The organism is Variovorax sp. 01N425, from assembly GCF_056399465.1.
Genome location: NZ_JBFTRJ010000018.1, coordinates 58,875 through 83,043, shown reverse-complemented (window position 1 = coordinate 83,043; position 24,169 = coordinate 58,875). Strand labels below are relative to the sequence as shown.

Annotated in this window: 25 protein-coding genes; 8 read left to right on the top strand and 17 right to left on the bottom strand. The window is 69.4% G+C overall.

From position 1 onward, the window contains the following. The first annotated feature begins 64 nt into the window (after window positions 1-64). The 3 genes from AC1DSC_RS27235 to AC1DSC_RS27225 are packed head-to-tail and all read left to right on the top strand — an operon-like array spanning window position 65 to window position 5,615. A complete protein-coding gene (locus AC1DSC_RS27235; RefSeq protein ID WP_436288154.1) occupies window positions 65-1,195 on the top strand; it encodes a ligase-associated DNA damage response exonuclease in 1,131 nt (376 codons plus the stop codon). Further along, on the top strand, window positions 1,192-2,847 hold the full coding sequence (locus AC1DSC_RS27230) for an ATP-dependent DNA ligase (RefSeq protein WP_436288153.1): 1,656 nt from the start codon (window positions 1,192-1,194) through the stop codon (window positions 2,845-2,847). The genes AC1DSC_RS27235 and AC1DSC_RS27230 overlap by 4 nt, the downstream gene beginning before the upstream one ends. Beyond that, complete coding sequence (locus AC1DSC_RS27225; protein WP_478131983.1) at window positions 2,844-5,615, top strand: ligase-associated DNA damage response DEXH box helicase; 2,772 nt, start codon at window positions 2,844-2,846, stop codon at window positions 5,613-5,615. Before AC1DSC_RS27230 ends, AC1DSC_RS27225 begins: the two co-directional genes overlap by 4 nt. Window positions 5,616-5,630: 15 nt before the next feature. Here AC1DSC_RS27225 and trxC read toward each other — a convergent pair whose 3' ends face one another. After that, window positions 5,631-6,080 carry a thioredoxin TrxC gene (gene trxC, locus AC1DSC_RS27220; RefSeq protein ID WP_015867617.1) on the bottom strand — a complete coding sequence of 150 codons (450 nt, stop codon included), beginning with the start codon at window positions 6,078-6,080 and terminating at the stop codon, window positions 5,631-5,633. A 76-nt stretch (window positions 6,081-6,156) separates the two neighbouring features. Here trxC and pdeM point away from each other — a divergent pair, with 76 nt between their 5' ends. Continuing rightward, window positions 6,157-6,840 (top strand): ligase-associated DNA damage response endonuclease PdeM, encoded by a 684-nt coding sequence (gene pdeM, locus AC1DSC_RS27215; RefSeq protein ID WP_436288151.1) that lies wholly within the window; start codon window positions 6,157-6,159, stop codon window positions 6,838-6,840. Between the two features lie 114 nt (window positions 6,841-6,954). Here the strand turns inward: pdeM and AC1DSC_RS27210 are convergent, their stop codons facing one another. The 3 genes from AC1DSC_RS27210 to AC1DSC_RS27200 are packed head-to-tail and all read right to left on the bottom strand — an operon-like array spanning window position 6,955 to window position 9,026. Then, a complete protein-coding gene (locus AC1DSC_RS27210; protein ID WP_436288150.1) occupies window positions 6,955-7,479 on the bottom strand; it encodes a TPM domain-containing protein in 525 nt (174 codons plus the stop codon). Window positions 7,480-7,481: 2 nt separating this feature from the next. Beyond that, on the bottom strand, window positions 7,482-8,420 hold the full coding sequence (locus AC1DSC_RS27205; RefSeq protein WP_436288149.1) for a TPM domain-containing protein: 939 nt from the start codon (window positions 8,418-8,420) through the stop codon (window positions 7,482-7,484). Between the two features lie 12 nt (window positions 8,421-8,432). Beyond that, on the bottom strand, window positions 8,433-9,026 hold the full coding sequence (locus AC1DSC_RS27200; protein ID WP_436288310.1) for a LemA family protein: 594 nt from the start codon (window positions 9,024-9,026) through the stop codon (window positions 8,433-8,435). Between the two features lie 56 nt (window positions 9,027-9,082). Here AC1DSC_RS27200 and AC1DSC_RS27195 point away from each other — a divergent pair, with 56 nt between their 5' ends. Beyond that, window positions 9,083-9,844: a hypothetical protein gene (locus AC1DSC_RS27195; protein ID WP_436288148.1), complete on the top strand. Its 762-nt coding sequence runs from the start codon at window positions 9,083-9,085 to the stop codon at window positions 9,842-9,844. Window positions 9,845-9,851: 7 nt separating this feature from the next. On the opposite strand, the gene AC1DSC_RS27190 is transcribed toward AC1DSC_RS27195, so the two are convergent. From AC1DSC_RS27190 to AC1DSC_RS27160, 7 genes are all read right to left on the bottom strand, one after another. After that, a complete protein-coding gene (locus tag AC1DSC_RS27190; protein WP_436288147.1) occupies window positions 9,852-10,526 on the bottom strand; it encodes a cysteine hydrolase family protein in 675 nt (224 codons plus the stop codon). Then, a complete protein-coding gene (locus tag AC1DSC_RS27185) occupies window positions 10,523-11,455 on the bottom strand; it encodes an ABC transporter permease (protein ID WP_436288146.1) in 933 nt (310 codons plus the stop codon). The genes AC1DSC_RS27190 and AC1DSC_RS27185 overlap by 4 nt, the downstream gene beginning before the upstream one ends. Beyond that, window positions 11,452-12,603: an ABC transporter permease gene (locus AC1DSC_RS27180; RefSeq protein WP_436288145.1), complete on the bottom strand. Its 1,152-nt coding sequence runs from the start codon at window positions 12,601-12,603 to the stop codon at window positions 11,452-11,454. Before AC1DSC_RS27180 ends, AC1DSC_RS27185 begins: the two co-directional genes overlap by 4 nt. Next, window positions 12,596-14,128 (bottom strand): ABC transporter ATP-binding protein, encoded by a 1,533-nt coding sequence (locus AC1DSC_RS27175; protein ID WP_436288144.1) that lies wholly within the window; start codon window positions 14,126-14,128, stop codon window positions 12,596-12,598. The genes AC1DSC_RS27180 and AC1DSC_RS27175 overlap by 8 nt, the downstream gene beginning before the upstream one ends. Window positions 14,129-14,150: 22 nt before the next feature. Further along, window positions 14,151-15,260, bottom strand: a complete 1,110-nt coding sequence (locus AC1DSC_RS27170; protein ID WP_436288143.1) for a BMP family ABC transporter substrate-binding protein — start codon at window positions 15,258-15,260, stop codon at window positions 14,151-14,153. A 67-nt stretch (window positions 15,261-15,327) separates the two neighbouring features. Beyond that, window positions 15,328-15,714, bottom strand: coding sequence for a VOC family protein (locus AC1DSC_RS27165; RefSeq protein ID WP_436288142.1), 387 nt, complete (start codon window positions 15,712-15,714; stop codon window positions 15,328-15,330). A 337-nt stretch (window positions 15,715-16,051) separates the two neighbouring features. Continuing rightward, on the bottom strand, window positions 16,052-17,056 hold the full coding sequence (locus tag AC1DSC_RS27160; protein WP_436288141.1) for an isopenicillin N synthase family dioxygenase: 1,005 nt from the start codon (window positions 17,054-17,056) through the stop codon (window positions 16,052-16,054). 202 nt (window positions 17,057-17,258) lie between these two features. Between AC1DSC_RS27160 and rutR the strand changes: the two genes are divergently transcribed. Continuing rightward, window positions 17,259-18,005, top strand: a complete 747-nt coding sequence (gene rutR, locus AC1DSC_RS27155) for an HTH-type transcriptional regulator RutR (RefSeq protein ID WP_436288140.1) — start codon at window positions 17,259-17,261, stop codon at window positions 18,003-18,005. A gap of 148 nt (window positions 18,006-18,153) precedes the next feature. On the opposite strand, the gene rutF is transcribed toward rutR, so the two are convergent. The 6 genes from rutF to rutA are packed head-to-tail and all read right to left on the bottom strand — an operon-like array spanning window position 18,154 to window position 22,435. Beyond that, the gene (gene rutF / locus AC1DSC_RS27150) at window positions 18,154-18,696 is read right to left on the bottom strand and encodes an NADH-dependent FMN reductase RutF (RefSeq protein WP_436288139.1); all 543 of its coding nucleotides are present in this window, start codon (window positions 18,694-18,696) and stop codon (window positions 18,154-18,156) included. Window positions 18,697-18,725: 29 nt separating this feature from the next. Continuing rightward, window positions 18,726-19,325, bottom strand: coding sequence for a malonic semialdehyde reductase (locus AC1DSC_RS27145; protein WP_436288138.1), 600 nt, complete (start codon window positions 19,323-19,325; stop codon window positions 18,726-18,728). Then, window positions 19,322-20,122, bottom strand: coding sequence for a pyrimidine utilization protein D (gene rutD / locus AC1DSC_RS27140; RefSeq protein WP_436288137.1), 801 nt, complete (start codon window positions 20,120-20,122; stop codon window positions 19,322-19,324). Before rutD ends, AC1DSC_RS27145 begins: the two co-directional genes overlap by 4 nt. A 2-nt stretch (window positions 20,123-20,124) precedes the next feature. After that, window positions 20,125-20,517, bottom strand: coding sequence for a pyrimidine utilization protein C (gene rutC, locus AC1DSC_RS27135; protein ID WP_015867600.1), 393 nt, complete (start codon window positions 20,515-20,517; stop codon window positions 20,125-20,127). Window positions 20,518-20,550: 33 nt separating this feature from the next. Further along, on the bottom strand, window positions 20,551-21,309 hold the full coding sequence (rutB, locus tag AC1DSC_RS27130; protein ID WP_436288136.1) for a pyrimidine utilization protein B: 759 nt from the start codon (window positions 21,307-21,309) through the stop codon (window positions 20,551-20,553). 13 nt (window positions 21,310-21,322) lie between these two features. After that, window positions 21,323-22,435: a pyrimidine utilization protein A gene (gene rutA / locus AC1DSC_RS27125; RefSeq protein WP_478131982.1), complete on the bottom strand. Its 1,113-nt coding sequence runs from the start codon at window positions 22,433-22,435 to the stop codon at window positions 21,323-21,325. Between the two features lie 218 nt (window positions 22,436-22,653). On the opposite strand from rutA, the gene AC1DSC_RS27120 reads away from it, so the two are divergent. Beyond that, window positions 22,654-23,106 (top strand): YybH family protein, encoded by a 453-nt coding sequence (locus AC1DSC_RS27120; RefSeq protein ID WP_015867597.1) that lies wholly within the window; start codon window positions 22,654-22,656, stop codon window positions 23,104-23,106. Between the two features lie 52 nt (window positions 23,107-23,158). Beyond that, on the top strand, window positions 23,159-24,169 hold the full coding sequence (locus tag AC1DSC_RS27115; RefSeq protein ID WP_436288309.1) for a YheT family hydrolase: 1,011 nt from the start codon (window positions 23,159-23,161) through the stop codon (window positions 24,167-24,169).

Here is a 24,169-nt window from a genome sequence, read left to right as displayed (position 1 = left end):
CCACAGCGCTTCGCGGCCCGTGTTCGGCGCCGCAGCGGCCCGCCAGCGCCTACCATGGCGGGCCATGGCCGCGAAGGAAGAAGACCATCTCGTCGTTGCTCGCCCCGAGGGGCTCTACTGCCCGCCCGGCGATTTCTACATCGACCCCTGGCGGCCGGTGGCGCGCGCCGTCATCACCCACGCGCATTCCGACCACGCGCGCGCCGGCCACGGCCACTACCTCGCGCACACCGACAGCGCCGGCACGCTGCGCACCCGCCTTGGCGGCGACATCGCGCTGCAGACGCTGCCGTATGGCGAGGCGATCGCGCACCACGGCGTGCGCATCTCGCTGCATCCGGCCGGCCACGTGCTGGGCTCGGCGCAGGTGCGGCTCGAACACGGCGGCCGCGTGTGGGTGGCCTCGGGCGACTACAAGACCGAGCCCGACGGCACCTGCGCGCCCTTCGAGCCCGTGCCCTGCGACACCTTCATCACCGAGTCGACCTTCGGCCTGCCGATCTACCGCTGGCCCACGCAGGCCGTGCTGTTCGCCGAGATCGACGGCTGGTGGCGCGCCAACGCCGAGGCCGGCCGCGCATCGGTGCTGTTCTGCTATGCCTTCGGCAAGGCGCAGCGCATCCTGCATGGCGTGGATGCTTCCATCGGGCCGATCGTGGTGCATGGCGCCGTGGAGCCGCTCAATGCCGTGTACCGCGCCGCGGGCGTGGCCTTGCCCCAGACGCTGCGCGTGACCGATGCGGGCGTCGATGCCGCGCTGCTCAAGCGCGCGCTGGTGCTGGCGCCGCCCTCGGCCCAGGGAACGCCGTGGATGCGCCGCTTCGGCCACCATGCCGACGCCTTCGCAAGCGGCTGGATGCAGCTGCGCGGCACGCGCCGCCGGCGCGGCGTGGACCGCGGCTTCGTGATGTCGGACCACGCCGACTGGCCCGGCCTGCAGCAGGCCATCGCGGGCACGGGGGCCGAGCGGGTGTTCGTCACCCACGGCAGCGTGGCGGTGATGGTGCGCTGGCTCAGCGAGAACGGGTTGGAGGCGCAGGGCTTCAGGACCGAGTACGGCGATGAAGACGACGAGCGGGAAACTCCCTCCCCTTCCGGGGGAGGGCCGGGGAGGGGGCAAGCGGCGCCCGATGCGGACGCTGCCGGCCCCCATCCCGACCTTCCCCCGGAAGGGGAAGGAGCAACAGGGCCATGAAGGACTTCGCGGCGCTCTACCGCGAGCTCGACGCCAGCACCTCGAGCCTTGCCAAGCAGGCCGCGCTGCAGCGCTACCTGCGCGAGGCCGATCCAGCCGATGCCGCCTGGGCCGTGTACTTCCTGGCCGGCGGCAAGCCGCGCCAGCTCGTGCCCACCAAGCTGCTGCGGCTGCTCGCGCAGGAAGCGGCGGGCCTGCCCGAGTGGCTGTTCGACGAAAGCTACGAGGCGGTCGGCGACCTGGCCGAGACCATTGCGCTGCTGCTGCCGCCGCCCACCGAGGCGCACGACCTCGGCCTGGCGCGCTGGGTCGAAGAGCACCTGCTGCCGCTGCGCGAAGCCGGCAAGGCGGCGCCGGACGAACTGCCCGCGCGGCTGCGCGCGCAGTGGCGCCAGCTCGCGGCCGAAGAGCGGCTGGTGTACTTCAAGCTCATCACCGGCGCCTTCCGCGTGGGCGTGTCGAAGCTGCAGGTCACGCAGGCGCTCGCGGGCGTGGGCGGCATCGATCCCAAGCGCGTGGCGCAGCGCCTCATGGGCTACACCCACATCGGCGGCCGGCCGCGCGCGGAAGACTACCGCGCGCTGATCGCGCCGGAGTCGGGCGCGGAGCAGGTGCAAAAAACCAGCGGGCAGCCCTACCCGTTCTTTCTTGCGCATGCCTTCAACCTGCCGCTCGAACAATTCGATGCCGCGCTCGGCCCGCCGGCCGGCTGGATCGTCGAATGGAAGTGGGACGGCATCCGCGCGCAGCTGGTCAAGCGCGCGGGCGCCAGCTGGCTGTGGTCGCGCGGCGAGGAACTGGTGACCGAGCGCTTTCCCGAGCTGGCCGTGCTGGGCGATGCGCTGCCCGACGGCACGGTGCTCGACGGCGAGATTGCCGTCTGGCGCGACGACCGCGTGCAGCCCTTCGCGGAGCTGCAGAAACGCATCGGCCGCAAGACGCTGGGCGCGAAGCTGCTGCGCGAGATCCCGGTGGTGCTGCTGGCCTACGACATCCTCGAATGGGAAGGGCGCGACCTGCGCGCGCTGCCTCAATCGGAGCGCCGGCTCTTGCTCGACGAACTCGTCACGCGCATGCAGCACCCGTCGCTGCTGCCGAGCCCGATGCTCACCGGCATCGCGTGGAGCGACTTCGCACGCCAGCGCGAAGCCGCGCGCAGCCTGGGCGTGGAGGGCATGATGCTCAAGCGCCGCGACGCGCAGTACGGCGTGGGCCGCACCAAGGACGTGGGCGTGTGGTGGAAGTGGAAGATCGATCCGCTCAGCATCGACGCCGTGCTCGTCTACGCGCAGCGCGGCCACGGCCGGCGCGCGAGCCTCTACAGCGACTACACCTTCGCCGTCTGGGACGGCCCGCCCGAACAGGGGGACCGCAAGCTCGTGCCCTTTGCCAAGGCCTATTCGGGCCTGACCGACGCCGAGATGGCGCGCGTGGACGCGATCATCCGCAAGACCACCGTCGAGAGCTTCGGCCCGGTGAAGAGCGTCAAGCCCACGCTGGTGTTCGAACTGGGCTTCGAAGGCATTGCGCGCAGCACGCGCCACAAGAGCGGCATCGCGGTGCGCTTTCCGCGCATGCTGCGCTGGCGCGAGGACAAGCCGGTGGCGGAGGCCGATACCTTGCAGACGCTCGCTGCATTGCTGCCGTCATGACCGCGCCCGTGGACCCCGAATTTCTCCCTCCCCTTCCGGGGGAGGGCAGGGGTGGGGGCAAGCGGCGCATCAAGAACCCGCCGCCTGTCGTCGAAGGCCGCGAGCCCCCATCCCCGCCTTCCCCCGGAAGGGGAAGGAGCAAGGCAGCGGCCGTCAAGGCGGCGCTCGACGCCTGGTTTGCAGCGCGCGGCTGGAAGCCCTTCAAGTTCCAGCGCGACGTATGGAAGGCCGTGGCCGCGGGCCGCTCCGGGCTGCTGCACGCGACCACCGGCGCAGGCAAGACCTACGCGGTGTGGCTCGGCGCGCTGCAGGCGTTCTCGTCCGCGGCGCCACCGCCTTCGCGCAGCGCAAAGGCCACGCCGCCGCCGCCGCTCACCGTGCTGTGGATCACGCCCATGCGCGCGCTCGCGGCCGACACGCTGCGCGCGCTGCAGCAGCCGCTCGAAGCCATGGATGCCCAGGGCATCGACGTGCACCGCTGGAGCGCCGGTGCGCGCAGCGGCGACACCTCGTCGGCCGAGCGCAGCGCGCAGAACGAGCGCCTGCCCACGGTGCTCGTCACCACGCCCGAGAGCCTTTCGCTGCTGCTCGCGCGCGCCGATGCGAGCGAGGGGCTGGGCCGCGTGAAGATGGTGGTGGTCGACGAATGGCACGAGCTGCTCGGCAACAAGCGCGGCGTGCAGGTGCAGCTGGCGCTCGCGCGGCTCAGGCGCTGGAATGCGGGGCTCGCGGTGTGGGGCATGTCGGCCACGCTCGGCAACCTGCAGGAGGCCATGCACGCCTTGCTCGGTGAACAAGAAGGCGTGCTGGTGCAGGGCGCGGTGCCCAAGAAGCTGGTGGTCGATTCGCTGCTGCCCGGCCGCGCCGAGCGCTTTCCGTGGGGCGGGCACCTGGGCCTCACGATGCTGCCGCAGGTGCTCGACGAGATTGCCGCCAGCAGCACCACGCTGGTGTTCACCAACACGCGCTCGCAATCGGAGATCTGGTACCAGGCCATGCTCGAGGCGCGGCCCGAATGGGCCGGCCTCATCGCGCTGCACCACGGCTCGCTCGACCGCGCGGTGCGCGAGTGGGTCGAGCTGGGCCTGAAGAACGGCGAGCTCAAGGCCGTGGTCTGCACCTCGAGCCTGGACCTGGGCGTGGACTTCCTGCCGGTCGAGCGCGTGCTGCAGATCGGTTCGCCCAAGGGCGTGGCGCGGCTGCTGCAGCGCGCGGGGCGCTCGGGCCATGCGCCGGGCCGGCCCTCGCGCATCACGCTCGTGCCCACGCACAGCATCGAGATGGTCGAAGGCGCCGCGGCGCGCGCGGCCATTGCGGCCGGCCACATCGAGGCGCGCCACACGCCGGTGCAGCCGCTCGACGTGCTGGTGCAGCACCTGGTGACGGTGGCGCTCGGCGGCGGCTTCGTGCCCGACGACCTGTATGCCGAAGTGCGCGGCACCGCCGCCTATGCGGATCTGTCGCGCGAGAGTTGGGCGTGGTGCCTGTCCTTCGTGTCGCAGGGCGGGCCATCGCTGGCCGCGTATCCCGACTACCGCCGCGCGGTGCCTGATGCGGAGGGCGTCTGGCGCGTACCGGATGCGCGGCTCGCGCGGCGCCACCGCATGAACATCGGCACCATTGTGAGCGATGCGAGCATGGCGGTGCAGTACATGGGCGGCGCCCGGATCGGCAGCGTCGAGGAAGGCTTTGTGGCGCGCATGAAGCCCGGCGACTGCTTTCTGTTTGGCGGCCGGCTGCTCGAGCTCGTGCGCATCCACGACATGACGGCCTGGGTGCGGCGCGCCACCGGCAAGCGCGCCGCGGTGCCGCGCTGGAACGGCGGGCGCATGCCGCTGTCGACCACGCTGGCCGATGCGGTGGTGCAGCAGCTCGCGCTGGCCGGCGAGGGGCGCTATCCATCGCCCGAGCTGCAGTGCGTGCGGCCGCTGCTCGAGATCCAGCAGCAATGGTCGGCCCTGCCCACGCCCGAGACGCTGCTGGCCGAAACGCTGGCCACGCGCGAAGGCTCGCACCTGTTCCTCTATCCCTTCGCGGGACGCCACGTGCACATGGGGCTTGCGAGCCTCCTGGCCTGGCGCGTGGCGCAGCACGAGGCGCGCACTTTCTCCATTGCGGTGAACGACTACGGCTTCGAGCTGCTGAGCGCCACGCCGGTCGACTGGCCCGCGCTGCTGCCCCAGGTGCTGCGCCTGCCGCAGGGCGAGGATGCGCATGCCACGCTGCTGCACGAGGTGCTGGCCTCGCTCAACGCGGGCGAACTCGCGCAGCGCCGCTTCCGCGAGATTGCGCGCGTCTCGGGGCTGATCTTCCAGGGCTATCCGGGCGAGAAGCGCAGCAGCCGGCAGCTGCAGGCCTCGTCCTCGCTGTTCTGGGAGGTGTTCCGCAAGTACGACCCGGCGAACAAGCTGCTGCTGCAGGCCGAGCAGGAACTGCTCGCGCAGGAGCTTGAAATCGGCCGCCTGGCAGCCAGCCTCGCACGCATGGCGACCCAGCAGCTGGTGCTGAAGCCGCTCGAGCGGCCCACGCCTTTTTCGTTTCCGCTCATGGTCGAGCTGTTCCGCGAGAAGCTGTCGAACGAGAACGTGGCTGACCGCATTGCGCGCATGGTCGAGCAGCTCGAAAAGGCCGCGGGCGGCGTGGTCACGGCCGGCGGCGTGGAGCGCGTGAAAAGCACGCTCGCGTTCGGCCAGGAAGGGCCGGGCAAGCCGCCGGCTGCGCCGCGCCGCGAGCGCAGGCGGCCCTCACGGCCCTTGCCGCCGCTCTGAGCCGCCCGATGCAGCTCAGCCCGCGCCGTGCGCCTTGACCCAGCGCACGATGTCCGCCGCGCCCATGGCGCCGGCCTGGCGTGCCACTTCGCGGCCGCCGCGGAACAGCGCCAGCGTCGGGATGCTGCGGATATTGAAGCGCGCGCCCAGTGCCGGCACGGCTTCCGTGTCGACCTTGGCGAGCCGCACCTGCGGTTCGAGCTGCGCCGCGGCCTGTTCGTAGCCCGGCGCCATCTGGCGGCAGGGGCCGCACCAGGGCGCCCAGAAGTCCACCAGCACCGGGATTTCATTGCGTGCGATGTGGCGGTCGAAGGTCTTTTCGTCCGGCAGCGCGGTGGAATGGCCGGTGAACAGTGCGCGGTGGCAGTTGCCGCAGTCGGGCGCGCTGCCCAGCTGCGCCGCGCGCACGCGGTTGGTCGTGTGGCAATGCGGGCAGACGATGTGCAGCGAAGGCGTGTCGGTCATTCTGAAGAACTGGGGCTCGCGGGGTGAATTGCAAGAAGGCCGCCGGCCCGCGCGTCTTTTGCGACACTCGTGGCCCGTGACCGCTTCGAATCTCCCAGCATCGGCGCTCCCGGTCCAGTGGGCCGGCGAACTGTTGCACCTGTTGCCCGAGCACGCCATCTGGTGGCCCGAAGGCCGCGTGCTGTTCATTGCCGACCTGCACATCGGCAAGGCCGCGACCTACCGCGCGCTCGGCCAGCCGGTGCCGGGCGGCACCACGCAGGAGAACCTGGCGCGGCTCGATGCGCTCGTGGCGGCCCATGCGCCGCAGCGCATCGTGTTCCTTGGCGATTTCCTGCATGCGGCGCAGGCGCGCACGCCGCAGGTGCTGGCGGCGCTGGCCGCCTGGCGCGCGGCGCATGCGTCCATCGGCATGACGCTGGTGCGGGGCAACCACGACAGCCGCGCGGGCGATCCGCCCGCCGAGCTCGGCATCGAGGTGGTCGACGAGCCTTATCTGCTCGGGCCTTTTGCCTGCTGCCACCATCCGCAGCCGCATGCGACGCACTTCGTGCTCGCGGGGCACCTGCATCCGGTGTGCAGGCTGCATGGCCCGGGGCGCGACAGCGTGCGGCTGCCGTGTTTTGCAAGCGATGCGCAGCAGGCCGTGCTGCCGGCCTTCGGCGAGTTCACGGGCGGCTGGTTGATGGAGCGCGCGCCGGGGCGGCGCTTCTATGCGGTGGGTGGAGAAAGCGTGTGGGCGCTGCCCGTATCGGAGTAGGGTATGAGCTCCTTCCCCTCCCGGGGGAAGGCTGGGATGGGGGCAGGCAGAGCGTGCCCATGCCAACGCCGCTTGCCCCCACCCCGGCCCTCCCCCGGGAGGGGAGGGAGAAATTCAAAGAACGACGGGCTGGTCGGGCAGCTCGTTGGTGTCAGGCTCGTTCTCGGCCAGCGGAAAGTGCGCCACCAGCAAGGCCGACATTTCTTCCAGCGCCTGCGTGAGCCCGTCCTCGAAGCGGCCTTCGCGGAAGGCCGCGCCCATGCGCTGCGCCATCGCGGCCCATTCGGCATCGTCGACGTGCGCATCGATGCCGCGGTCGGCCACGATCTCGATCGCATGCTCGGCCAGCAGCAGGTAGATGAGCACGCCGTTGTTGTGCGCGGTGTCCCACACGCGCAGCTTGCCGAACAGCGTGACGGCACGCTCGCGCGCCGAGGCATGGCGCCGCAGGTAGGACCATGGCAGGCCCGCTTCCACGCAGATGCGGATCTCGCCGCTGTGGCGGCGCTCGCTCGCGGCCACGCGTGCCGCCAGGCGCTCCATGGCGGCATCGGGCAGCACGCGCCGCACATCGGCCTCGTCTATCCACTGGTGGCGCCAGATGCGGGCCAGCTTCGAAAAAAGCGTTGCCGATGCCATGCCTACCAGTCCCCCGAGGCGCCGCCGCCCCCGAAATCGCCGCCGCCGCCGGAGCTGAAACCACCGCCTCCGCCTCCGCTGCTGCCACCGCTGCTCCAGCCGCCGCCACCACCGCCGCCGCCCCAGCCGCCGAACCCGCCGCCACCACCGCCGCGCCGCGCCGGGCTCGTCGCCGCCACGGCCGAGAACAGCGACACCATGAGCGCCGCCAGGCCCGCCAGCACCGCGATGACGATGCTGGTCGTGATGAGGAAGGCAATCACGCCGATGCCGCCGCCCATGACCACCGAGCCCAGCTTCTTGCCGACGATCGAGCGCACGATCGGCGCCGCAATGAAGACGCCGATGAACAGGAAGATCGCGAGGTTCTCCCAGTCGATGCCTTCGCTGGAGTCCTTGCCGTCGCCGCCGCTGGAAGGCGCGGGCAGCGCCTCGCCGTCGACCAGCCCGATGAGCCGGGCCACGGCCGCGTTCAGGCCGCCCGCGAAGTCGTTGTTGCGAAAGCGCGGCTTCATCTCCTCGTCGATGATGCGGATGGCCGCAAGGTCGGGCACCGCGCCCTCGAGCGCCTTGGCCACTTCGATGCGCATCTTGCGGTCGTTCTTGGCCACGATCACCAGGATGCCGTCGCCGACCTCCTTGCGTCCGATCTTCCAGGCGTTGCCCACGCGGTTGGCGTAGCTCGCAATGTCTTCGGGCGCGGTGGTGGGCACCATCAGCACCACCATCTGCGAGCCCTTGCGCTGCTCGAATGCGGCCAGCTTGGCTTCGAGATCGGTGCGCTCGGATTCGGCCAGTGTCTGCGTCTGGTCGATCACGCGTGCCGTGAGCGCCGGCACCGGCAGCAGGCCCTGCGCCCACGCCGCTGCCGCAAGGCCGCCCCATGCGGCCGCGGCCAGCAGGACGGTGGCCAGCGTGCGGCGGATCAGGGCAAGGGCCATCGCGTGGATGTCTTACTTTTTGGGAGCGCTGAAGTCGACGGTTGGCGGAGTGGAGATCTGCGCTTCGTTCTGCACCGAGAAGTTGGGCTTGGGCTGGTAGCTGAAGATCTTGGCCGTGATGTTGGTCGGGAAGCTGCGCGCCAGCACGTTGTACTCCTGCACCGTCTGGATGTAGCGGTTGCGCGCCACGGTGATGCGGTTCTCGGTGCCTTCGAGCGTCACGCGCAGGTCGCGGAAGGCCTGATTGGCCTTGAGCTCCGGATAGCGCTCGACCGTCACCATCAGCCGCGACAGCGCGCTCGACAGCTCGCCTTGCGCCTGCTGGAACTTGTTGAAGGTCTCGGGGTTGTTGAGCGTCTCGGGCGAGACCTGGATCGAGGTGGCCTTGGCGCGCGCCTCGATCACCTTGGTGAGCGTGTCCTGCTCGAAGCTGGCTTCGCCCTTCACGGTGGCCACGATGTTGGGCACCAGGTCGGAGCGCCGCTGGTACTGGTTGAGCACCTCGCTCCAGGCCGACTTGCTGGCCTCGTCGAGCGACTGGAACTGGTTGTAGCCGCAGCCGCTCAGGGACAGGGCGGCCGCAAGAATCAGGAGCCAGCGTTTCATCATCGTCATTTGCATTACCTCCGCAGAAGGAAGCCGAAGTTAGCATAGAAGGCTCCATGGCCCTTGATCCCCTCCATGCCCTGCGGGGCGCCAACCGCGCAGCACCAGCGCCCGCCGCCGCGGCAGGCGCCGGCACGCTGCTGGTGGCCGGTGCGACCGGCGCCCTGGGCCAGGAGCTGCTGCGCCGGCTCGCGGGCAGCCACCGCTTCGCCCATGCGCGCGTGCTGGCGCGCGAACCGATCCGCGACGGGCTGCGCGGCGTCGAAACCTACCTCGCCCCCGGCCTGCCGATCGCGCAATGGCCGCTGACCTCGGCCGACAGCGCCGTCATCGCCTTCGACCCGCCGCGGCTCTACCACGATCGCGAACGCGCGCTCTGGGTGCCGCAGCCTTCGGACCTGCCCGAGCTCGCGCGCTGGCTGCGCGCCTGCGGCGTGCGCACGCTGGCCATCGTGCAGCCGCACGACCAGGGCAAGCTGCCCGAGGCGCTCAAGCGCGGGCTCGCGAGCCTCGACGAGCAGGCCGTGGTCGCCAACGGCTTCGACCGCGTGATCCTCGTGCGTTCGGCGCGCAAGCCGCTCCATGCGAAGTTCACCAACCCCGCCGAAAGGCTCGCGGCCTGGATGCTCTCGATCGTGCGCTTCATGGTGCCGAGCAGCGAGCAGCCGGTGCGCGCGTCGAAGGTGGCCGAGCTGGTCGACCTGGCGCTGCGCATCGCGCCACCGGGCGTGCACGTGGCGGCGCCCGAGCTGGTGTGGGAGTCCGCGCAGGGCGACATGCAGGCCGTGGCGCGGCGCTGGCTGGGACTGGCGGACTGACGGACTTTCAGCCGCGCCACTGGCGCAGCAGTTCGGCCGAGTCGAGCACCAGCCCCAGGTGCAGCGACACCATCGCAAGCGCCGCGTCTTCCAGGTGCGCATCGGTGCCGCGCACCAGGTCGCGCAGCACGATCACGCGGTAGTTGCGGTTGCTGGCGTCGAAGGCCGTGTTGAGCACGCAGCAGTCGGTGAAGCCGCCGTTGAGCACCACCGTCTCGATGCGCTGGTTGCGCAGCAGGAAGTCGAGGTCGGTCGGGTAGAAGGCCGAGAGGCGCCGCTTGCTGTCCACGCGCATGTCGCCGGGCGCCACGCGCGTGACCCACTCGGTCCACTTCGAGCCTTCGATGGCGTGCGCGTCGGCATTCGGAATTTCGCCCACGTGCAGCGGAAAGGTGCGGCGCCAGGCGGACGGAATGCCGTGGACGTCGTCCACGCCGCCGGGCCGCAGCACCGACCGGATGTGCACGATGCGCACGCCCAGCGCACGCACCGCGTCGTGGAAGCCGTCGATGGGCGCCACCACGTCGCGCGCCCGCGGGGCGGGGCAGGGGCAGTCGGGGCCGTCGTCCAGGTGGCCGCGGTGCATGTCGATGGACACGACCGCGGTGCTGGCCGGGTCCAGGTAGTCGGCGAACTGCGCCGCGTCGAGCTCGCGCTCCTGGTTGTAGATCCAGGCCTTCATCGGCGTTCTTCCCGCACGTAGGGTTGGCCCAGCGCACCGGGCTCTTCGTCGGCGCCGCGCCGCGAGAGCGCGACCCACACCATCACCCCGAGCGTCACCGCATAGGGCGTCATCATCACGAAGTACTGCGGCAGCTGCACGCCGGCCGCGGCCAGTTGGGGGATCAGCGCCTCGATGCAGCCGAACAGCAGCGCGCCCACGAGCGCCTTCCACGGCGACCAGCGCGCGAAGATCACCAGCCCCACCGCGATCCAGCCGCGCCCGCCGGTCATGCCCGCGATCCACAGCTTGGTGCTGACCACCGAGATGTACGCTCCCGCGAGGCCCACCAGCGCCGAGCCCGCGAGCACCGCGGCCAGCCGCCACAGGGCAACGCGGATGCCGGCCGCATCGGCCGCCTGCGGGTTCTCGCCCACCGCGCGCAGCCGGAGCCCCGCCGAGGTGCGCGAGAGAAACCACGCCACGGCAAGGAAGATCGGCAGCGTGAGCCAGACCATGGCGTTCTGCTCGAACAGCCGGCCGGCGCCGGGCAGGAGCGACAGCGGCCACAGCGCCATCGCGCCGATGCCTCCGGTGGCATGGTTGGTCCATTCGGCGAGCGAGCCGACCAGCGCCGTGAGGCCCTGGCAGAAGAACACCAGCGCGAGCCCCGCGATCACCTGGTTCACGCGCAGCCAGATCACCATCACCGCGAACAGCAGCGACACCGCACTGGCCGCGAGCATCGCCAGCACCAGCGACACGGCCGGCTGTCCCATGGCGATCTGCGCGCCGATGCCCGCGAGCGCGCCGACCAACATCAGCCCTTCGGCGCCGAGCGACAGCACGCCCGCGCGCTCGCTGATGATCAGGCCCAGCGCCGCGAGCGCATAGGGCACCGCGAAGTCGGGCGTGCTTGCGAGCCAGTTGAGAACGATGCCGCCGCTCATTGCACCGCCTCCGCACCCACGCGGCGCAAGCGATGGCGAATGAAGAAATCGCTCGATGCCACGCACACCACGATGATGGCCTGGATCAGCTGCACCATCGAGAACGGCACCTGGTAGAACACCTGCAGGCTGCGGCCGGTGACGAACAGGGCCGCCACCAGCAGCGCCACCACCGTGGCCGCGAGCGGGTTGTTGCGCGCAAGAAAGGCAATCAGGATGCCCGAGAAGCCGTACCCCTGGTAGAAGGCCTGCGTGAGCCGCCCTTCCTGCCCGGAAGCCACCGCCAGGCCCGCGAGCCCGGCCATCGCGCCCGACAGCAGCACGGCGCCGTAGATGGTGCGGCGCACCGGCACCCCATTGGCATGCGCCACGCGCGGATTGGCATCGACGAAGCGCAGGTACAGCCCGGCGCGGCTCAGGCCCACCAGCCACCATGCAAGGAGCGCCACCACGGCCGCGAGCACGATCGCGCTGCTCACGCCGGCCCCCAGTTCGGGCAGCCGCTCGAAAGCGCGGAACTGCGGCGAATAGGGGAAGTTGTCCTTCGGGTCCTTCCAGCTGCCATAGACCAGGTGCAGCAGGAAGTTGGCCGCCATGTAGTTGAGCATCAGCGTGGAAATGATCTCGTTCACGCCGAGCCTGATCTTCAGCCACGCCGGCCCCAGCACCCAGAGCAGCCCGCAGCCGATGGCAGCCGCGAACATCAGCGGCAGGCGCAGCGGCTCGGGCCCGAGCTGCCACATCGAGACGGCCGTCGCGCCGATGGCGCCCCAGATCATCTGGCCCTCGAGCCCCAGGTTCCAGAAGCGCGCGCGAAACGCCAGCGCGCCAGCCAGGCCCACGAGGATCATGGGAGCGGCCTGGAACAGCACGGCGCGAAAGTTCTGGCCGTCGAAGAAGGTCTGCATCACGAACTCGTTGGCGAGTTCGTTGGCGGGAACGCCGGCCGCCACCAGGATGGCGGCGGAGATCGCCAAGCCCGCAAGGAGCGCCGCCGCAAGGATCAGCGCCTGCCGCCGCCATCCCATGTGCTGGCGGATCTCCAGCGCGTAACGCCGGCGCGCCAGCGGCTGGCGCCGTGCGCGCTGCGCGGCCTCCGGATCGGTCTGCGCCGGCTGCGCGATGGCCGCGAGCGTGGCGTCAACCATGGTCCACCATCGCCTGTCCGATGGCCTGCCGGTCGGCCGGCTGCGCGAATTCGCCGGCGATGCGCCCGCGCGCCATCACGCCCACGCGGTCGGCCAGCTGCAGCACCTCGTCGAGGTCCTCGCTGATCAAGAGCACCGCGGCGCCGCCGTCGCGCGCGGCGCGCAGGCGCGCATGCACCTCGGCGCTCGCGCGCACGTCGAGCCCGCGGCTCGGGCTGTGCGCGAGCACCAGCGAGGGCGCCTTGCCGAACTCGCGCGCGAGCACCAGCTTCTGCGCGTTGCCGCCCGACAGCAGCGCGGCCTTCTGCGCCACCGAGCGCACGCCCTGCACATCGAAGTCGCGCACCGCTTGCTGCGTGTCGTCTTGCATGCGGCCGCGCCGCAGATGCCAGGCCGGGCCGTAGCGGCCGGTGTGCACGCGGCCGATGGCGTAGTTCTCGGCCACCGAAAGGCCGCCAGCCAGCGCGAGCCCGTAGCGGTCGGCCGGGATCGCGGCAATGCCCACGTTGCGGCGCTCCGGTGCACTCATGGCCTTGAGGTCGCCGTGGCCGTTCAGGTGGATCTCGCCTTCGAGTGCACCACCGGCATCCGGCAGGCCCATGATGGCGCCGGCCAGCTCGCCCTGTCCGTTGCCGCCGACACCGGCCAGGCCGTAGATCTCTCCCGCATGCAGTTCGAGCTCGACGCCGTCGAGCACGCGGCGGCCCTCGGGCGATGCCGCCGAGCGCAAGCCGCGCACCGTGAGCCGCACCGGGCCGCGCGGCGACTTCGCCGCCTGGAAACCCTGCGTGGCAATCGATTCGCCCACGGTAAGTTTCACGAGCTTGGCCACCGAGGTGGCGCCCGGCGCCAGCGTGGCCACCGTGCGGCCGCCGCGCATCACCGTCACGCGGTCGGCATAGGTCTTCACGTCGGCCATCTTGTGCGTGACCAGCACCACGGCCGAGCCGCCGCGTGCGAGGCCCTGCACCGTCTGCAAGAGGCGCGCGGCCTCCTGGTCGGTGAGCACCGCGGTGGGCTCGTCGAGGATCAGGATGCGCGCGCCCGCCAGCAGCACCTTGAGAATCTCGACGCGCTGCTGCTCGGCAATCGACAGCGCATCGACGCGCTTCGATGGATCGATCTCGAAGCCCAGCTCCGAGGCCTTGTTGCGGATGTCGCGAGAGATTTCGCGCAGGCGCTCCCCGTGGCTCTGGAACTCGGCCGGCGCCCGCGCGGTGAGCAGAATGTTCTCTGCCACCGTGAACGGCCGCACCAGCTTGAAATGCTGGTGGACCATGCCGATGCGGTGCCTGGCCGCATCGCGCGGTCCGGCAAAACGCACCGGGTTGTCGTCGACCAGCAGCTGGCCCGCCTCCGGCGCATAGAGCCCGGCCGCGATGTTCATCAGCGACGACTTGCCCGCGCCGTTCTCGCCCAGCAGCGCATGCACTTCGCCCCAGCGCGCTTCAAAGTGCGCGTCGGTCAGCGCCGCAAAGCCGTCGAAGGACTTGCGGATGCCGGTGAGCTGGAGCGCGTTGGGCATGGGCGGTGCTCTTTTTTTTTGCTTACTTCTGCGTCACCACGCCCTTGACGAACCAGTCCATCTTCCAGAGGTCGGCATCCGACAGCACCGCGCCCTTGGCCACGCGCTCCTTGCCGTCGCGGTCGGCGAGCGGGCCGGCGTAGACCTGCTTGCCCTTCATGATGGCGTCGCGCTCGGCCGTGATCTGCGACGCCTTGTCCTTGGGCACCGCGGGGCCGAAGCCCGCGATGTCGGTGCCGCCGTCCTTCATCTCGATGAAGGCGCCGTACTGGCCGGGCTTCCAGTTGCCGGCCATGATCTTCTTGAGCTCGGGCGAAAGGAAGCGGTCCCACACCCACACCGACGAGCACAGCGTGGCCTTGGGCGCGAACTGGCGCAGGTCGCGGTGGTGGCCGGTGCCGTACACGCCGCGCTCCTGCGCCACGATCTGCGGCGTGGGCGAGTCGACATGCTGGCCGATCACGTCGGCGCCCTGGTCGATCAGCGCGGCCGCGGCGGCGCGCTCCTTCACCGGGTCGTTCCAGGCGCCGGTGTAGATCACGTTGACCGTGGCGTTGGGGTTCATCTTCTGCGCGCCGAGCGCGAAGGCGTTGATGGTCCAGTTCACCACGCCAAAGGGGTTGGCCGCGACGAAGCCGAGCTTGCCGGTCTTGGAGGCCGCGCCCGCGGCCATGCCGCAGAGGTACTGGCTCTCGTAGGTGCGGCCGTAGAACGATTCGAGGTTGCTGCCGTTGGTGGTGCCAGAGCCGTTGAGAAAAGCCACCTCCGGGTACTTGGCGGCCAGGTCCTTGAAGCTGTCGGAGTAGCCGAAGGCGGTGCCGATCACGATGTTGGCGCCGCGCTGGATGAACTTCTCGGCCGCGGGCTTGATGGCCGATGCGTCTTCGGGCACGTTCTCGACGAACTGGATCTTCTGGCCGATCTCCTTCTCGATCTTCACGCGCGCCTCGTCGAAGGCCTGCGTCCAGCCGCCGTCGTTCTTCGGGCCGAAGTAGAGCATGGCGATCTTCGGCTTGTCCTTGAGCGTGAAGCCGTCGGCCGCCACGGCGGGAAGCGTGAACAACGCGCCGCCGGCCGCGAGCGCCGATGCAAGGCCGAAGGCGAAGCCGTGGGTGGGAGTGCGCAACAGCATGGAGCAACCTTTCGTGGGGAGCGTGTCGAAGAACGGGGAGAAAGAAGAAGAGGGCGTGCCGCGTGCGTCACATCATGAAGTTGATGCGAAACACATTGCCCTCGGGGTCGAGCAGCACCGACTGGTACCAGTTGTAGTAGGTGACGTAGGGCGGCTTGACCAGCGTGGCGCCGGCCTCGAGCGCAATGGGCACCATGCGGTCGACGTCGTCCTTGCTGTCGACGTCGATGTTCAGCAGAAACTTCACGCCGCGCGTGTCGGAAAATTCGGCCAGGTGCAGCAGTTCGTAGGCATCGAGCGCGTTGAAGCCGAGGCTCGATTTGCCGGTGTCGAGTCCGCGAAAGATCGGCGAGCGAATGGCCTCGATCTCCGGGAAGCCGAACACGCGCTGGTAGAAGCCGCTGAGCGCGGCCACGTCTTTGGCGAAGACGTTGACGTAGGAGAGATGGGGCATGTCAGTTTTTCTTGGCGCCGTTGTTCGGGGCGCTCTTGTTCAGGGCGCGTGCACAGGCCACCGGGTACTCCCCTCCGCGAATGTCCCCCGGCCTTCGGCCTCCTCCTTTATTTCGCTGCGGGGAGCACCCGATGCCCTGGGCACTTGGGCACGCCGCTGGTGAACAGCTGATCAACAGCCGCTCTGTCCAACGCTCCCGTCGATGGGGTGCCTTGCGCAGCGAAATTAAGGGGGAGGCCGAAGGCCGGAGGACATTCGCGGAGCAAGGTACCCCGTCGGCGGGAGCGCGCCCTGAACAACGAACCTCAAAGCGACGCAAAAAGCTGCGAGGTTTCATCTAGACCGCGACCTTGGTCCCACCAAAGGTCGTCTGCTTGACGAACTTCGACGTGAGATGGTCGCCCGAAGAAATCGGTGCGTACTTCGGCTGCTCGCCCGGTGCCAGGCAGCTTGGCAGGCACTCGACCATCGCGTCGTAGTTGGGCTGGTGAAAGAACACCAGCGACTGGCGGCGGTTGGTGCTGGCCACCTCGAACGGCGGGTTGACCACGCGGTGCAGCGTCGACACCCACTGGTCGTTGGTCCACTGCATCATCAGGTCGGCAATGTTGACCACCAGGCCGCCTTCCACCTGCGGCACGTCGACCCACTGGTCCGCCTTGTTGAACACCTGCAGGCCCTTGTCGTCGGGCAGCACGATCGTGAGGCTGCCGTAGTCGCTGTGCGCGCCCGCGCGCAGCTGGCCCGGCAGCGGCGCTTCGCGCTGCGGCGGATAGCTCAGCACGCGGAACATGCTGATGTGCCTGTCGATCTTGTCGTCGAAGAAAGTCTCGGGCAACGCAAGCCCGAGCGCGAAGATGCGCATCAGCGAGCGCGAGAGATCGCTCATGGCCTCGAAGTAGCTTTCGTACGCCTCGCGGAAACCGTCGATCGGCGGCCAGCTGTTGGGCTCGAAGTGCGGGCCGGCGGCAGGGCCGCGGTGGTAGTCGTCGTCCGGCACGTTCGAGGGGCCGACGGAAAACGATTCCTTCAGATCGCCGGGCGCGGCCTCTTCCAGGCTGTACGAAAGCCCCTCTTCGCCCACCGCGCTGTAGCCGCGCACCGCGTCTTCGCGTGGCCGGTCGACCTTGCGCTTCTCGGCCAGCGGCATGTCGAAGAAGCGGCGCGAGAGCTGCGACACGCGCGCGATCAGCTCGGCCGGAATGCCATGGTTGGTGATGACCAGAAAGCCGATGCTGCGGCAGGCCTCGTCGACCTTGGCCGCAACCTGCGCCTTGCCTTCGGCCGTGCCGGCGAAGTAGGGCGCGAGATCGATGATGGGTACGGACAGCAGCGTTGTCATGTGTCGGTCCTCGTGCTTGGCATGCCTTTCGCCATGCAACGTCTGTGCCAGTTGGACCAAATGGACAAAACGCGTTGGCCGCGTCAGCATGGTGCGTGCCGGCGGCGCGCGAAGGCCGCGCTGGCGCAACGCGATGCATCGCGGCCTTACAGTGGTGCGCGTTGAAAGAAGAACCAGCAAGCAATCGATGAAGCGAGGGAAGATGCCGAAGACCAAGGCGCTGGCCGCAGCCAGCAGCACGAAGAAGATCCCGGCCAAGAAAAGCCCGGTGAAGATCCCGGTGAAGGCTCCGGCGCGCAAGCGTGCGAAGCCCGCCGTGCGCAGCGCATCCGCGGTGAGCCGCAGGCTGCGCCAGGTCGAGGACAAGCGCAGCGCCATCCTGGGCGCCGCGCTGGGTTTGTTCTCGCGCTTCGGCCTGCATGGCACGTCCATCGACCAGGTGGCGGCGCGCGCCGATGTGTCCAAGAGCAACCTGCTCTACTACTTTGCGAACAAGGAGGAGCTGTACGTCAACGTGCTGCGCGACCTGCTCGCGCTGTGGCTCGAACCGCTGCGCGGCTTCAGCGCCGAGCAGGACCCGGCCGAAGCCATCGGCGGCTACATCCGCCGCAAGCTCGTGGTCTCGCGCGACCGGCCCGATGCATCGCGCCTGTTCTGCCTCGAGATGATCCAGGGCGCGCCGCTCCTGCGCGACGAGCTCGACCGCGAGCTGCGCACGCTGGTGGAGCGCAAGTCGGAGGTCATCCGTTCATGGATCGCAGCCGGCAAGCTCGCAGCGGTCGATCCGCACCACCTGATCTTCACGCTCTGGGCCGTGACGCAGCACTATGCGGATTTCGGCGTGCAGGTGCAGGCGCTGACGGGGCATACGCTGGAGGATCCGGCGTTCTTCGAGCAGACGGTGGAGAACGTGCAGCGGATCGTGCTGCAGGGCATTGCGCCGCGGTAGGGGGATTTACTCCCTCTCCCTCCGGGAGAGGGTGGGGGTGAGGGCCGGCGGCGTTGGAAGATGCGCTGCGATTGCAAGCGCCGCTGCCCTCACCCTGGCCCTCTCCCGGAGGGAGAGGGAAGAAGACAGGGAGAGGGAAAAAGAGGAGTCAGTGCGGCGGCGCCGCGATCTCGTGATACCGCCGATCGAAGTAGATGAGACTCTGCGCCGCCCCGCCAATCGCAATCGCCAACGCCTCGCAAAACAGCACGTCATGCGTCCCCGCACTCGTGGCCTGCACCACGCGGCAGTCGAACGAGGCCGCGGCATCTTCGAGCACCGGCGAGCCCGTGGCCTTGCGGCCCCATCGGCCCGCGGCAAAGCGCTCGTCCATCGGCGTCTTGCCGCCGAACAGGCCCGACAGCGCCTGGTGCCCCGCGGCCAGCACGTTCACGCACAGCACGCCGTTGGCCGTGAACGCGGGGTACACCGAGGCCGAGCGGTTCAGGCACACCAGCAGCATCGGCGGCTCGTCGGTCACGCTGCACACGGCCGAGGCCGTGAAGCCGGCGCGGCCTGCAGGGCCATCGGTGGTGATGATGTTGACCGCTGCGCCCAGCCGCGCCATGGCGTTGCGGTAGTCGGCCTTGGGCAGCGCGGGCGGCGCACCGCTCGGCATGACGTGGTGGGAGGCCATTGCGTTGGGCAGCATGAGAAAAGTCTCCGTTGTGAAGACGGGCTTCAGGCGAGGACGCAGGCTTCGTCGAAGCCGAGCCGCGGCAGGCGGCCGAACACCTTGGCCGGATCGCCATGGCCGAGATTGATCAGGAAGTTGGCGCTCCAGTCGGTGCCCTCGAAGAACGCGGCATCGACCTTCGCCTTGTCGAAGCCCGACATCGGCCCGGCGTCGAGCCCCACCGCGCGCGCGGCCAGCAGCAGGTAGGCCGCCTGCAGGCTGGCGTTGCGAAAGGCGGTTTCGTGCGCGGCCTCGGGGCTGCCGGTGAACCAGCTGCGCGCATCGGCATGCGGAAACAGCGTGGGCAGCTTGTCGTAGAACTTGCGGTCCCACGCGGCAATCACCGTGACGGGCGCCGTCATGGTCTTGTCGAGGTTGCCCTTGGAAAGCGCGGGCGCGAGGCGCTGCTTGCCTTCGGGCGTGCGAACGAACACGAAGCGCGCGGGCGAGCAGTTGGCCGAGGTCGGTCCCATGCAGGCCAGCGCGTAGACTTGGCGGATCTGCGCATCGGTCACGGGCTCGGCGGTCCAGCCGTTGTGGCTGCGCGCCTCGGTAAAAAGAAGGGCCAGTGCGGCGTCGTCGAGGGCGGGTTTCATCATGGTCATGCGGGAACGCCGGGTGCGCTGACCCGGGCGATAAAGTCGAGCAGGCTGCGGTTGAAGGCGGCGGCCTCGGTCACGCTGTGCGCGTGGCCGCCGTGCGGCAGGAAGTGGAGCGTCACGTCCTTGAGGCCATCGGCCAGGCGCTGTGAGCAGGTCCACGGCACCAGCGCATCGTCCATGGCGGCGGCCACCAGCGTGGGCGCGGTGATGGCGCCAAGGCGTGCATCGATGTCGAAGGCGCGCAGCGCACCGATGCGCGCGCGCATGTTCGCTTCTCCGGGGAAGTGCGCAAACGCGTGGTCGACCTCGTCGGCCACGCGCTGCGCATGTTCCACGCACCAGGCGGCGGGGTACAAAAAGATCGGCTGCGCTTCCACATACGCGCGCGGGCCGCAGGCATCGAGCAGCGCGAGCCGCGCATCGAAGCAGCGCGCCGAATGCGCGTTGGGCTTCGACCACGCATTGACCAGCACCAGGCTGGCCACGCGCGAGGGTTCGTCGAGCGCCAGCTGCAGGCCCACGAGTCCGCCCAGCGCATGGCCCACCAGGTGGCAGCGCGGCGTGGCCGTGGCATCGAGAATCTGCACCACGTCGCGCGCCATGTCGGCAATGGCGTAGCCCGCATCCAGCGCGGCGGGGCTGCGGCCCGTGCCGCGCTGGTCGTACGCAATCACGCGGTGGCCCGCTTCGACCAGCGCGCCAAGCTGCGGTTGCCAGAAGGCGGCCGAACCGCCCAGGCCCGACGACAGCAGCACCGCCTCGCCATCGGCCGGCCCATGCACTTCGTAGTGCAGCGGCATGCTCAGGCCTTGTTGCCGACGTGGGCGATCGAGGCAATCTCGACCAGCGCATCGGGCTTCACCAGGCCGCACTGGATGCAGTAGCGCGCGGGCTTGGTGCCCGGAAAGAACTCGGCATACACCGCGTTGACCTTCGCGTAGTCGGCCCAGTCCTTGATCATGATCATGTTGAAGGTCACGTCGTCCATGGTGCCGCCGGCCGTTGCGATCACGTTCTGGATCGTCTCGAGCACGTGGCGCGTCTGCGCCGAGGCGTCGCCCACGTGGACCACGTTGTTGTCCTTGTCGAAGGGCAGCGTGCCCGACACGTAGACGATGCCGTCGGCCATGGTGCCGGGCACGAAGGGGGCGATCGGCGTGGTGGTTCCGGCCGGGATGATGGCTTGCTTGGGCATGGGAGTTCCTTGCTGTGGGTTGAACGATGGGAATCAGGCCGTGGCCGGCGCGAAGCTGCGCACGAAGTCGTCGACGGTGGAGACCCAGCCGAAGAAGGTCTCGACGTTGTAGACCGATGCCTTCTGGATGGCCGCGCCGCCCAGCTCGTGCGTCGCGTCTTCCAGCATCACGGCGAAGTATTCGAGGTGGAAGGCATCGCGCAGGGTCGACTCCACGCACACGTTGGTCGCGATGCCGGTGAACACCAGGTGGCGGATGCCGCGCGCGCGCAGCGTGCTGTCGAGCGTGCTGTTGAAGAAGCCGCTGTAGCGCGTCTTGGGCACCACGATGTCGCCGGGCTGCGGCTTCATCTCTGCAATGAGCTCGTAGTCCCAGCCGCCCTTGGCGAGGAACTTGCCCGCGAGCTCGGGCCTGGCGCGCATGGTCTTGAGCGCGTTCGACTTGTGCCAGTTGGGCGAGCCCGGCCCGCCGGCCTCGACGTAGGCGGCGTCCCAGCCGTTCTGCAAAAACACCACCAGCATGCCGGCCGCGCGCGCCGCCGCAATGGTGCGCGCGATGTTGGCAATGGTGCCCTGCGCGCCCGAAATATCGAAGCCGGCCGAATCGACATAGCCGCCGATCGACGCATAGGCGTTCTGCATGTCGACCACGATCAGGGCCGAGTCGCTGGCATGCAGCGCAAGCGGTTCGGGCCGCGCGGGCAGCACCTGCGGCGCCGGTGCGCCGGGCAGGCGCGGCGCGCCGACGGGAGTGTCCGATGTCAGGGTGGTGTTACGTGCTGGCGTGCTCACGTGGCGCTCCTGCTCAGGCCGCAAGGCGCTCAGCTTCGGCCTGCGAGGGCACGGGGCTCTGCACGTGCACGCGGCTCTTCATGAGCGGCTGGATGCGTTCGCCGAAGGCCGCGACGCCCTGCACGAAATCGTCGAAGGTCAGCAGCACGCCCTCGGTGCCCGGCACCTCGGCCATCTCGTCGAGCAGGCGCGCGACGGTGGCGTAGGAGCCGACCAGCGTTCCCATGTTGATGTTGACGGCCGAGGTCGGGTCGGCCATCTGGCGCACGTTGGTGTCGGCGCCCGACTTGGTGTCGGCCGCGCCCTGCTGGCCCAGCCAGGCGATGGCCTCGTGGTCGGCGCCGGCCTTGTAGCGCTCCCACTTGGCGCGCGCGGCCTCGTCGGTCTCGTCGGCAATCACCATCATCAGCACGTAGGTGGTGACGTGGCGGCCGGTCTTGCGCGTGGCCTCGATGAGCTTCTCGGCCGCGGGCGCAAAGGCCTTGGGCGTGTTCACGCCCTTGCCGAAGCAGAAGTTGTAGTCGGCGTACTTTGCGGAGAAGTCCATGCCCGCATCGCTCTGGCCCGCGCAGATCACCTTCATGTCGGCCTGCGGCCGGGGGCTCAGGCGGCAGTCGTCCATCTGGAAGTGGTCGCCCTTGAAGTCGGACTGGCCGGTGCCCCAGAGCTCGCGCAGCACCTGGATGTATTCGGACAGGTACTGGTAGCGCGTGCCGAAGAACTGGTCGCCGGGCCACATGCCCATCTGCGAATACTCGGGCCGCTGCCAGCCGGTGACGAGGTTCAGCCCGAAGCGGCCGTTGGAGATGGAGTCGATGGTCGACGCCATGCGCGCCACGATGGCCGGCGGCATCACCAGCGAGGCGGCGGTGGCAAAGAGCTTGATCTTCGTGGTCACGGCCGCGAGCCCGGCCATCAGCGTGAACGACTCGAGGTTGTGGTCCCAGAACTCCGTCTTGCCGCCGAAGCCGCGCAGCTTGATCATCGAAAGCACGAAGTCCACGCCGTAGCGTTCGGCCGCCAGCGTGATCTCCTTGTTGAGCTCGAAGCTGGGCTTGTACTGCGGCGCGTTCTCCGAGAGCAGCCAGCCGTTGTTGCCGATGGGAATGAAGATGCCGACGTTCATGCAAAAAGCTCCTGTTGCGGGGTCGCAAAGCCCTATGCATGGCCCGTGCCAATTGGAAAAGCCGTTTGAAATCAACGGTTTGAGTGCTTTTGAATGTTGTGTTTTGACCATTTGGTCCAAAGTGGAGCGGACGAACGGCCCGCGCTGCGGCAAGGCGGTGCGCCGCAAGGCCAAAGCGGTGCAGCCCCATGTCATCGATCGCGCGGCAAAATCACCCCATGCCCAAGACCCCACTCCGCGCCGCCGCGGCTATCGGCGGCACTGCCGACGACGTCGAAGCCGCCTTCTACGAAGCGCTGCAGCGCGGCGACATCGATGCCCTGATGGCGTGCTGGGCCGACGAGGACGAGGTGTTCTGCGTGCACCCCGGCGGCCCGCGGCTGGTGGGCGCCACCGCGATCCGCGCCGCCTTCGAGCAGATGTTCGGCAACGGCGCCATCCACGCGACGCCAGCGCGCGTGCGCAAGATCGAGTCATTGGCAAGCGCCGTGCACAACGTGCTCGAGCGCATCGAGGTGCTCACGTCGGAAGGCCCCAAGCATGCCTTCGTGCTGGCCACCAACGTCTATCACAAGACCGTCGAAGGGTGGCGCCTGGTGGCGCACCACGCGAGCCCCGGCAGCGCGCGCGAGCCCAGCGACGTGAACGAGCTGCCCCAGACCCTGCACTGAAGCGATGCCCGCCGCCGAGCCGAATTCTTCTTCCTCTTCCCTGCACGCGGCCATGGGCTACATGGCGCCGCGCTGGCTGCCCGGCGGCAACCTGCAGACCATCTGGCCGGCGCTCTATGCGCGCCGCTTCGAGGGCTCTGCGCCGGCCTACCGCCGAGAGCGCTGGACCACGCCCGACGGAGACTTCATCGACGTCGACTTCATCGATGCGGCCTTGCCCGGCCCGCAGCCGCTGCTGGTGCTGTTCCACGGGCTGGAGGGATCGTCCCGCAGCCACTACGCGGAAGCCTTCGCGGCTTTTGCCGCCGCGCAGGGCATGGCCTTTGCCGTGCCGCATTTCCGCGGCTGCAGCGGCGAGCTCAACCTCGCGCCGCGCGCCTATCACTCGGGCGACTACGAAGAGATCGGCTGGATCCTGCAGCGCATGCGCGAGCAGCATGCGCAGCGCGGCGGCGGCCCGGTGCTGGCCGCGGGGGTCTCGCTCGGCGGCAATGCGCTGCTGCGCTGGGCCTGCGAGGCCGGCGACACGGCCCGCGCCTCGGTGAATGCGGTGGCTTCGGTGTCCGCGCCGCTCGACCTGGCGGCCGGCGGCGCGGCCATTGGCCGCGGCTTCAACCGGCTGGTCTACACGCGCATGTTCCTTGCCACCATGAAGCCCAAGGCACTGGCCAAGCTCGCGCAGTTTCCGGGTCTGTTCGACCGCGAGCGGCTGCTTGCGGCGCGCGACCTTTATGCCTTCGACGACGTGTTCACCGCGCCGCTGCACGGCTTTCGCAACACCGACGACTACTGGGCCCGCGGCTCGTCCAAGCCGCACCTGAGGGCGATCCGCGTGCCCACGCTGGTGGTCAATGCGCGGAACGACCCGTTCATTCCGGCGCAGAGCCTGCCCGGCCCCGGCGAGGTCGGCCCGCATGTCACGCTGTGGCAGCCCGCGCACGGCGGCCACGTGGGCTTTCCGCTCGGGCCGCCGCCCGGCCATGTGCGCGGCATGCCCGAGCGCGTGGGCGGCTGGCTGGCCGGGTTTGCACCCTCCACGGCGGCGCAGGCGCGCGCAAAATAA

What these genes read in the sequence shown, in the direction of transcription:
- AC1DSC_RS27235 (WP_436288154.1), top strand. Translation starts at nt 65, where the DNA reads ATGGCCGCGAAGGAAGAAGACCATCTCGTCGTTGCTCGCCCCGAGGGG.
- AC1DSC_RS27230 (WP_436288153.1), top strand. Translation starts at nt 1,192, where the DNA reads ATGAAGGACTTCGCGGCGCTCTACCGCGAGCTCGACGCCAGCACCTCG.
- AC1DSC_RS27225 (WP_478131983.1), top strand. Translation starts at nt 2,844, where the DNA reads ATGACCGCGCCCGTGGACCCCGAATTTCTCCCTCCCCTTCCGGGGGAG.
- trxC (WP_015867617.1), bottom strand. Translation starts at nt 6,080, where the DNA reads ATGACCGACACGCCTTCGCTGCACATCGTCTGCCCGCATTGCCACACG.
- AC1DSC_RS27210 (WP_436288150.1), bottom strand. Translation starts at nt 7,479, where the DNA reads ATGGCATCGGCAACGCTTTTTTCGAAGCTGGCCCGCATCTGGCGCCAC.
- AC1DSC_RS27205 (WP_436288149.1), bottom strand. Translation starts at nt 8,420, where the DNA reads ATGGCCCTTGCCCTGATCCGCCGCACGCTGGCCACCGTCCTGCTGGCC.
- AC1DSC_RS27200 (WP_436288310.1), bottom strand. Translation starts at nt 9,026, where the DNA reads ATGAAACGCTGGCTCCTGATTCTTGCGGCCGCCCTGTCCCTGAGCGGC.
- AC1DSC_RS27195 (WP_436288148.1), top strand. Translation starts at nt 9,083, where the DNA reads ATGGCCCTTGATCCCCTCCATGCCCTGCGGGGCGCCAACCGCGCAGCA.
- AC1DSC_RS27190 (WP_436288147.1), bottom strand. Translation starts at nt 10,526, where the DNA reads ATGAAGGCCTGGATCTACAACCAGGAGCGCGAGCTCGACGCGGCGCAG.
- AC1DSC_RS27185 (WP_436288146.1), bottom strand. Translation starts at nt 11,455, where the DNA reads ATGAGCGGCGGCATCGTTCTCAACTGGCTCGCAAGCACGCCCGACTTC.
- AC1DSC_RS27180 (WP_436288145.1), bottom strand. Translation starts at nt 12,603, where the DNA reads ATGGTTGACGCCACGCTCGCGGCCATCGCGCAGCCGGCGCAGACCGAT.
- AC1DSC_RS27175 (WP_436288144.1), bottom strand. Translation starts at nt 14,128, where the DNA reads ATGCCCAACGCGCTCCAGCTCACCGGCATCCGCAAGTCCTTCGACGGC.
- AC1DSC_RS27170 (WP_436288143.1), bottom strand. Translation starts at nt 15,260, where the DNA reads ATGCTGTTGCGCACTCCCACCCACGGCTTCGCCTTCGGCCTTGCATCG.
- AC1DSC_RS27165 (WP_436288142.1), bottom strand. Translation starts at nt 15,714, where the DNA reads ATGCCCCATCTCTCCTACGTCAACGTCTTCGCCAAAGACGTGGCCGCG.
- AC1DSC_RS27160 (WP_436288141.1), bottom strand. Translation starts at nt 17,056, where the DNA reads ATGACAACGCTGCTGTCCGTACCCATCATCGATCTCGCGCCCTACTTC.
- rutR (WP_436288140.1), top strand. Translation starts at nt 17,259, where the DNA reads ATGCCGAAGACCAAGGCGCTGGCCGCAGCCAGCAGCACGAAGAAGATC.
- rutF (WP_436288139.1), bottom strand. Translation starts at nt 18,696, where the DNA reads ATGCTGCCCAACGCAATGGCCTCCCACCACGTCATGCCGAGCGGTGCG.
- AC1DSC_RS27145 (WP_436288138.1), bottom strand. Translation starts at nt 19,325, where the DNA reads ATGACCATGATGAAACCCGCCCTCGACGACGCCGCACTGGCCCTTCTT.
- rutD (WP_436288137.1), bottom strand. Translation starts at nt 20,122, where the DNA reads ATGCCGCTGCACTACGAAGTGCATGGGCCGGCCGATGGCGAGGCGGTG.
- rutC (WP_015867600.1), bottom strand. Translation starts at nt 20,517, where the DNA reads ATGCCCAAGCAAGCCATCATCCCGGCCGGAACCACCACGCCGATCGCC.
- rutA (WP_478131982.1), bottom strand. Translation starts at nt 22,435, where the DNA reads ATGAACGTCGGCATCTTCATTCCCATCGGCAACAACGGCTGGCTGCTC.
- AC1DSC_RS27120 (WP_015867597.1), top strand. Translation starts at nt 22,654, where the DNA reads ATGCCCAAGACCCCACTCCGCGCCGCCGCGGCTATCGGCGGCACTGCC.
- AC1DSC_RS27115 (WP_436288309.1), top strand. Translation starts at nt 23,159, where the DNA reads ATGGGCTACATGGCGCCGCGCTGGCTGCCCGGCGGCAACCTGCAGACC.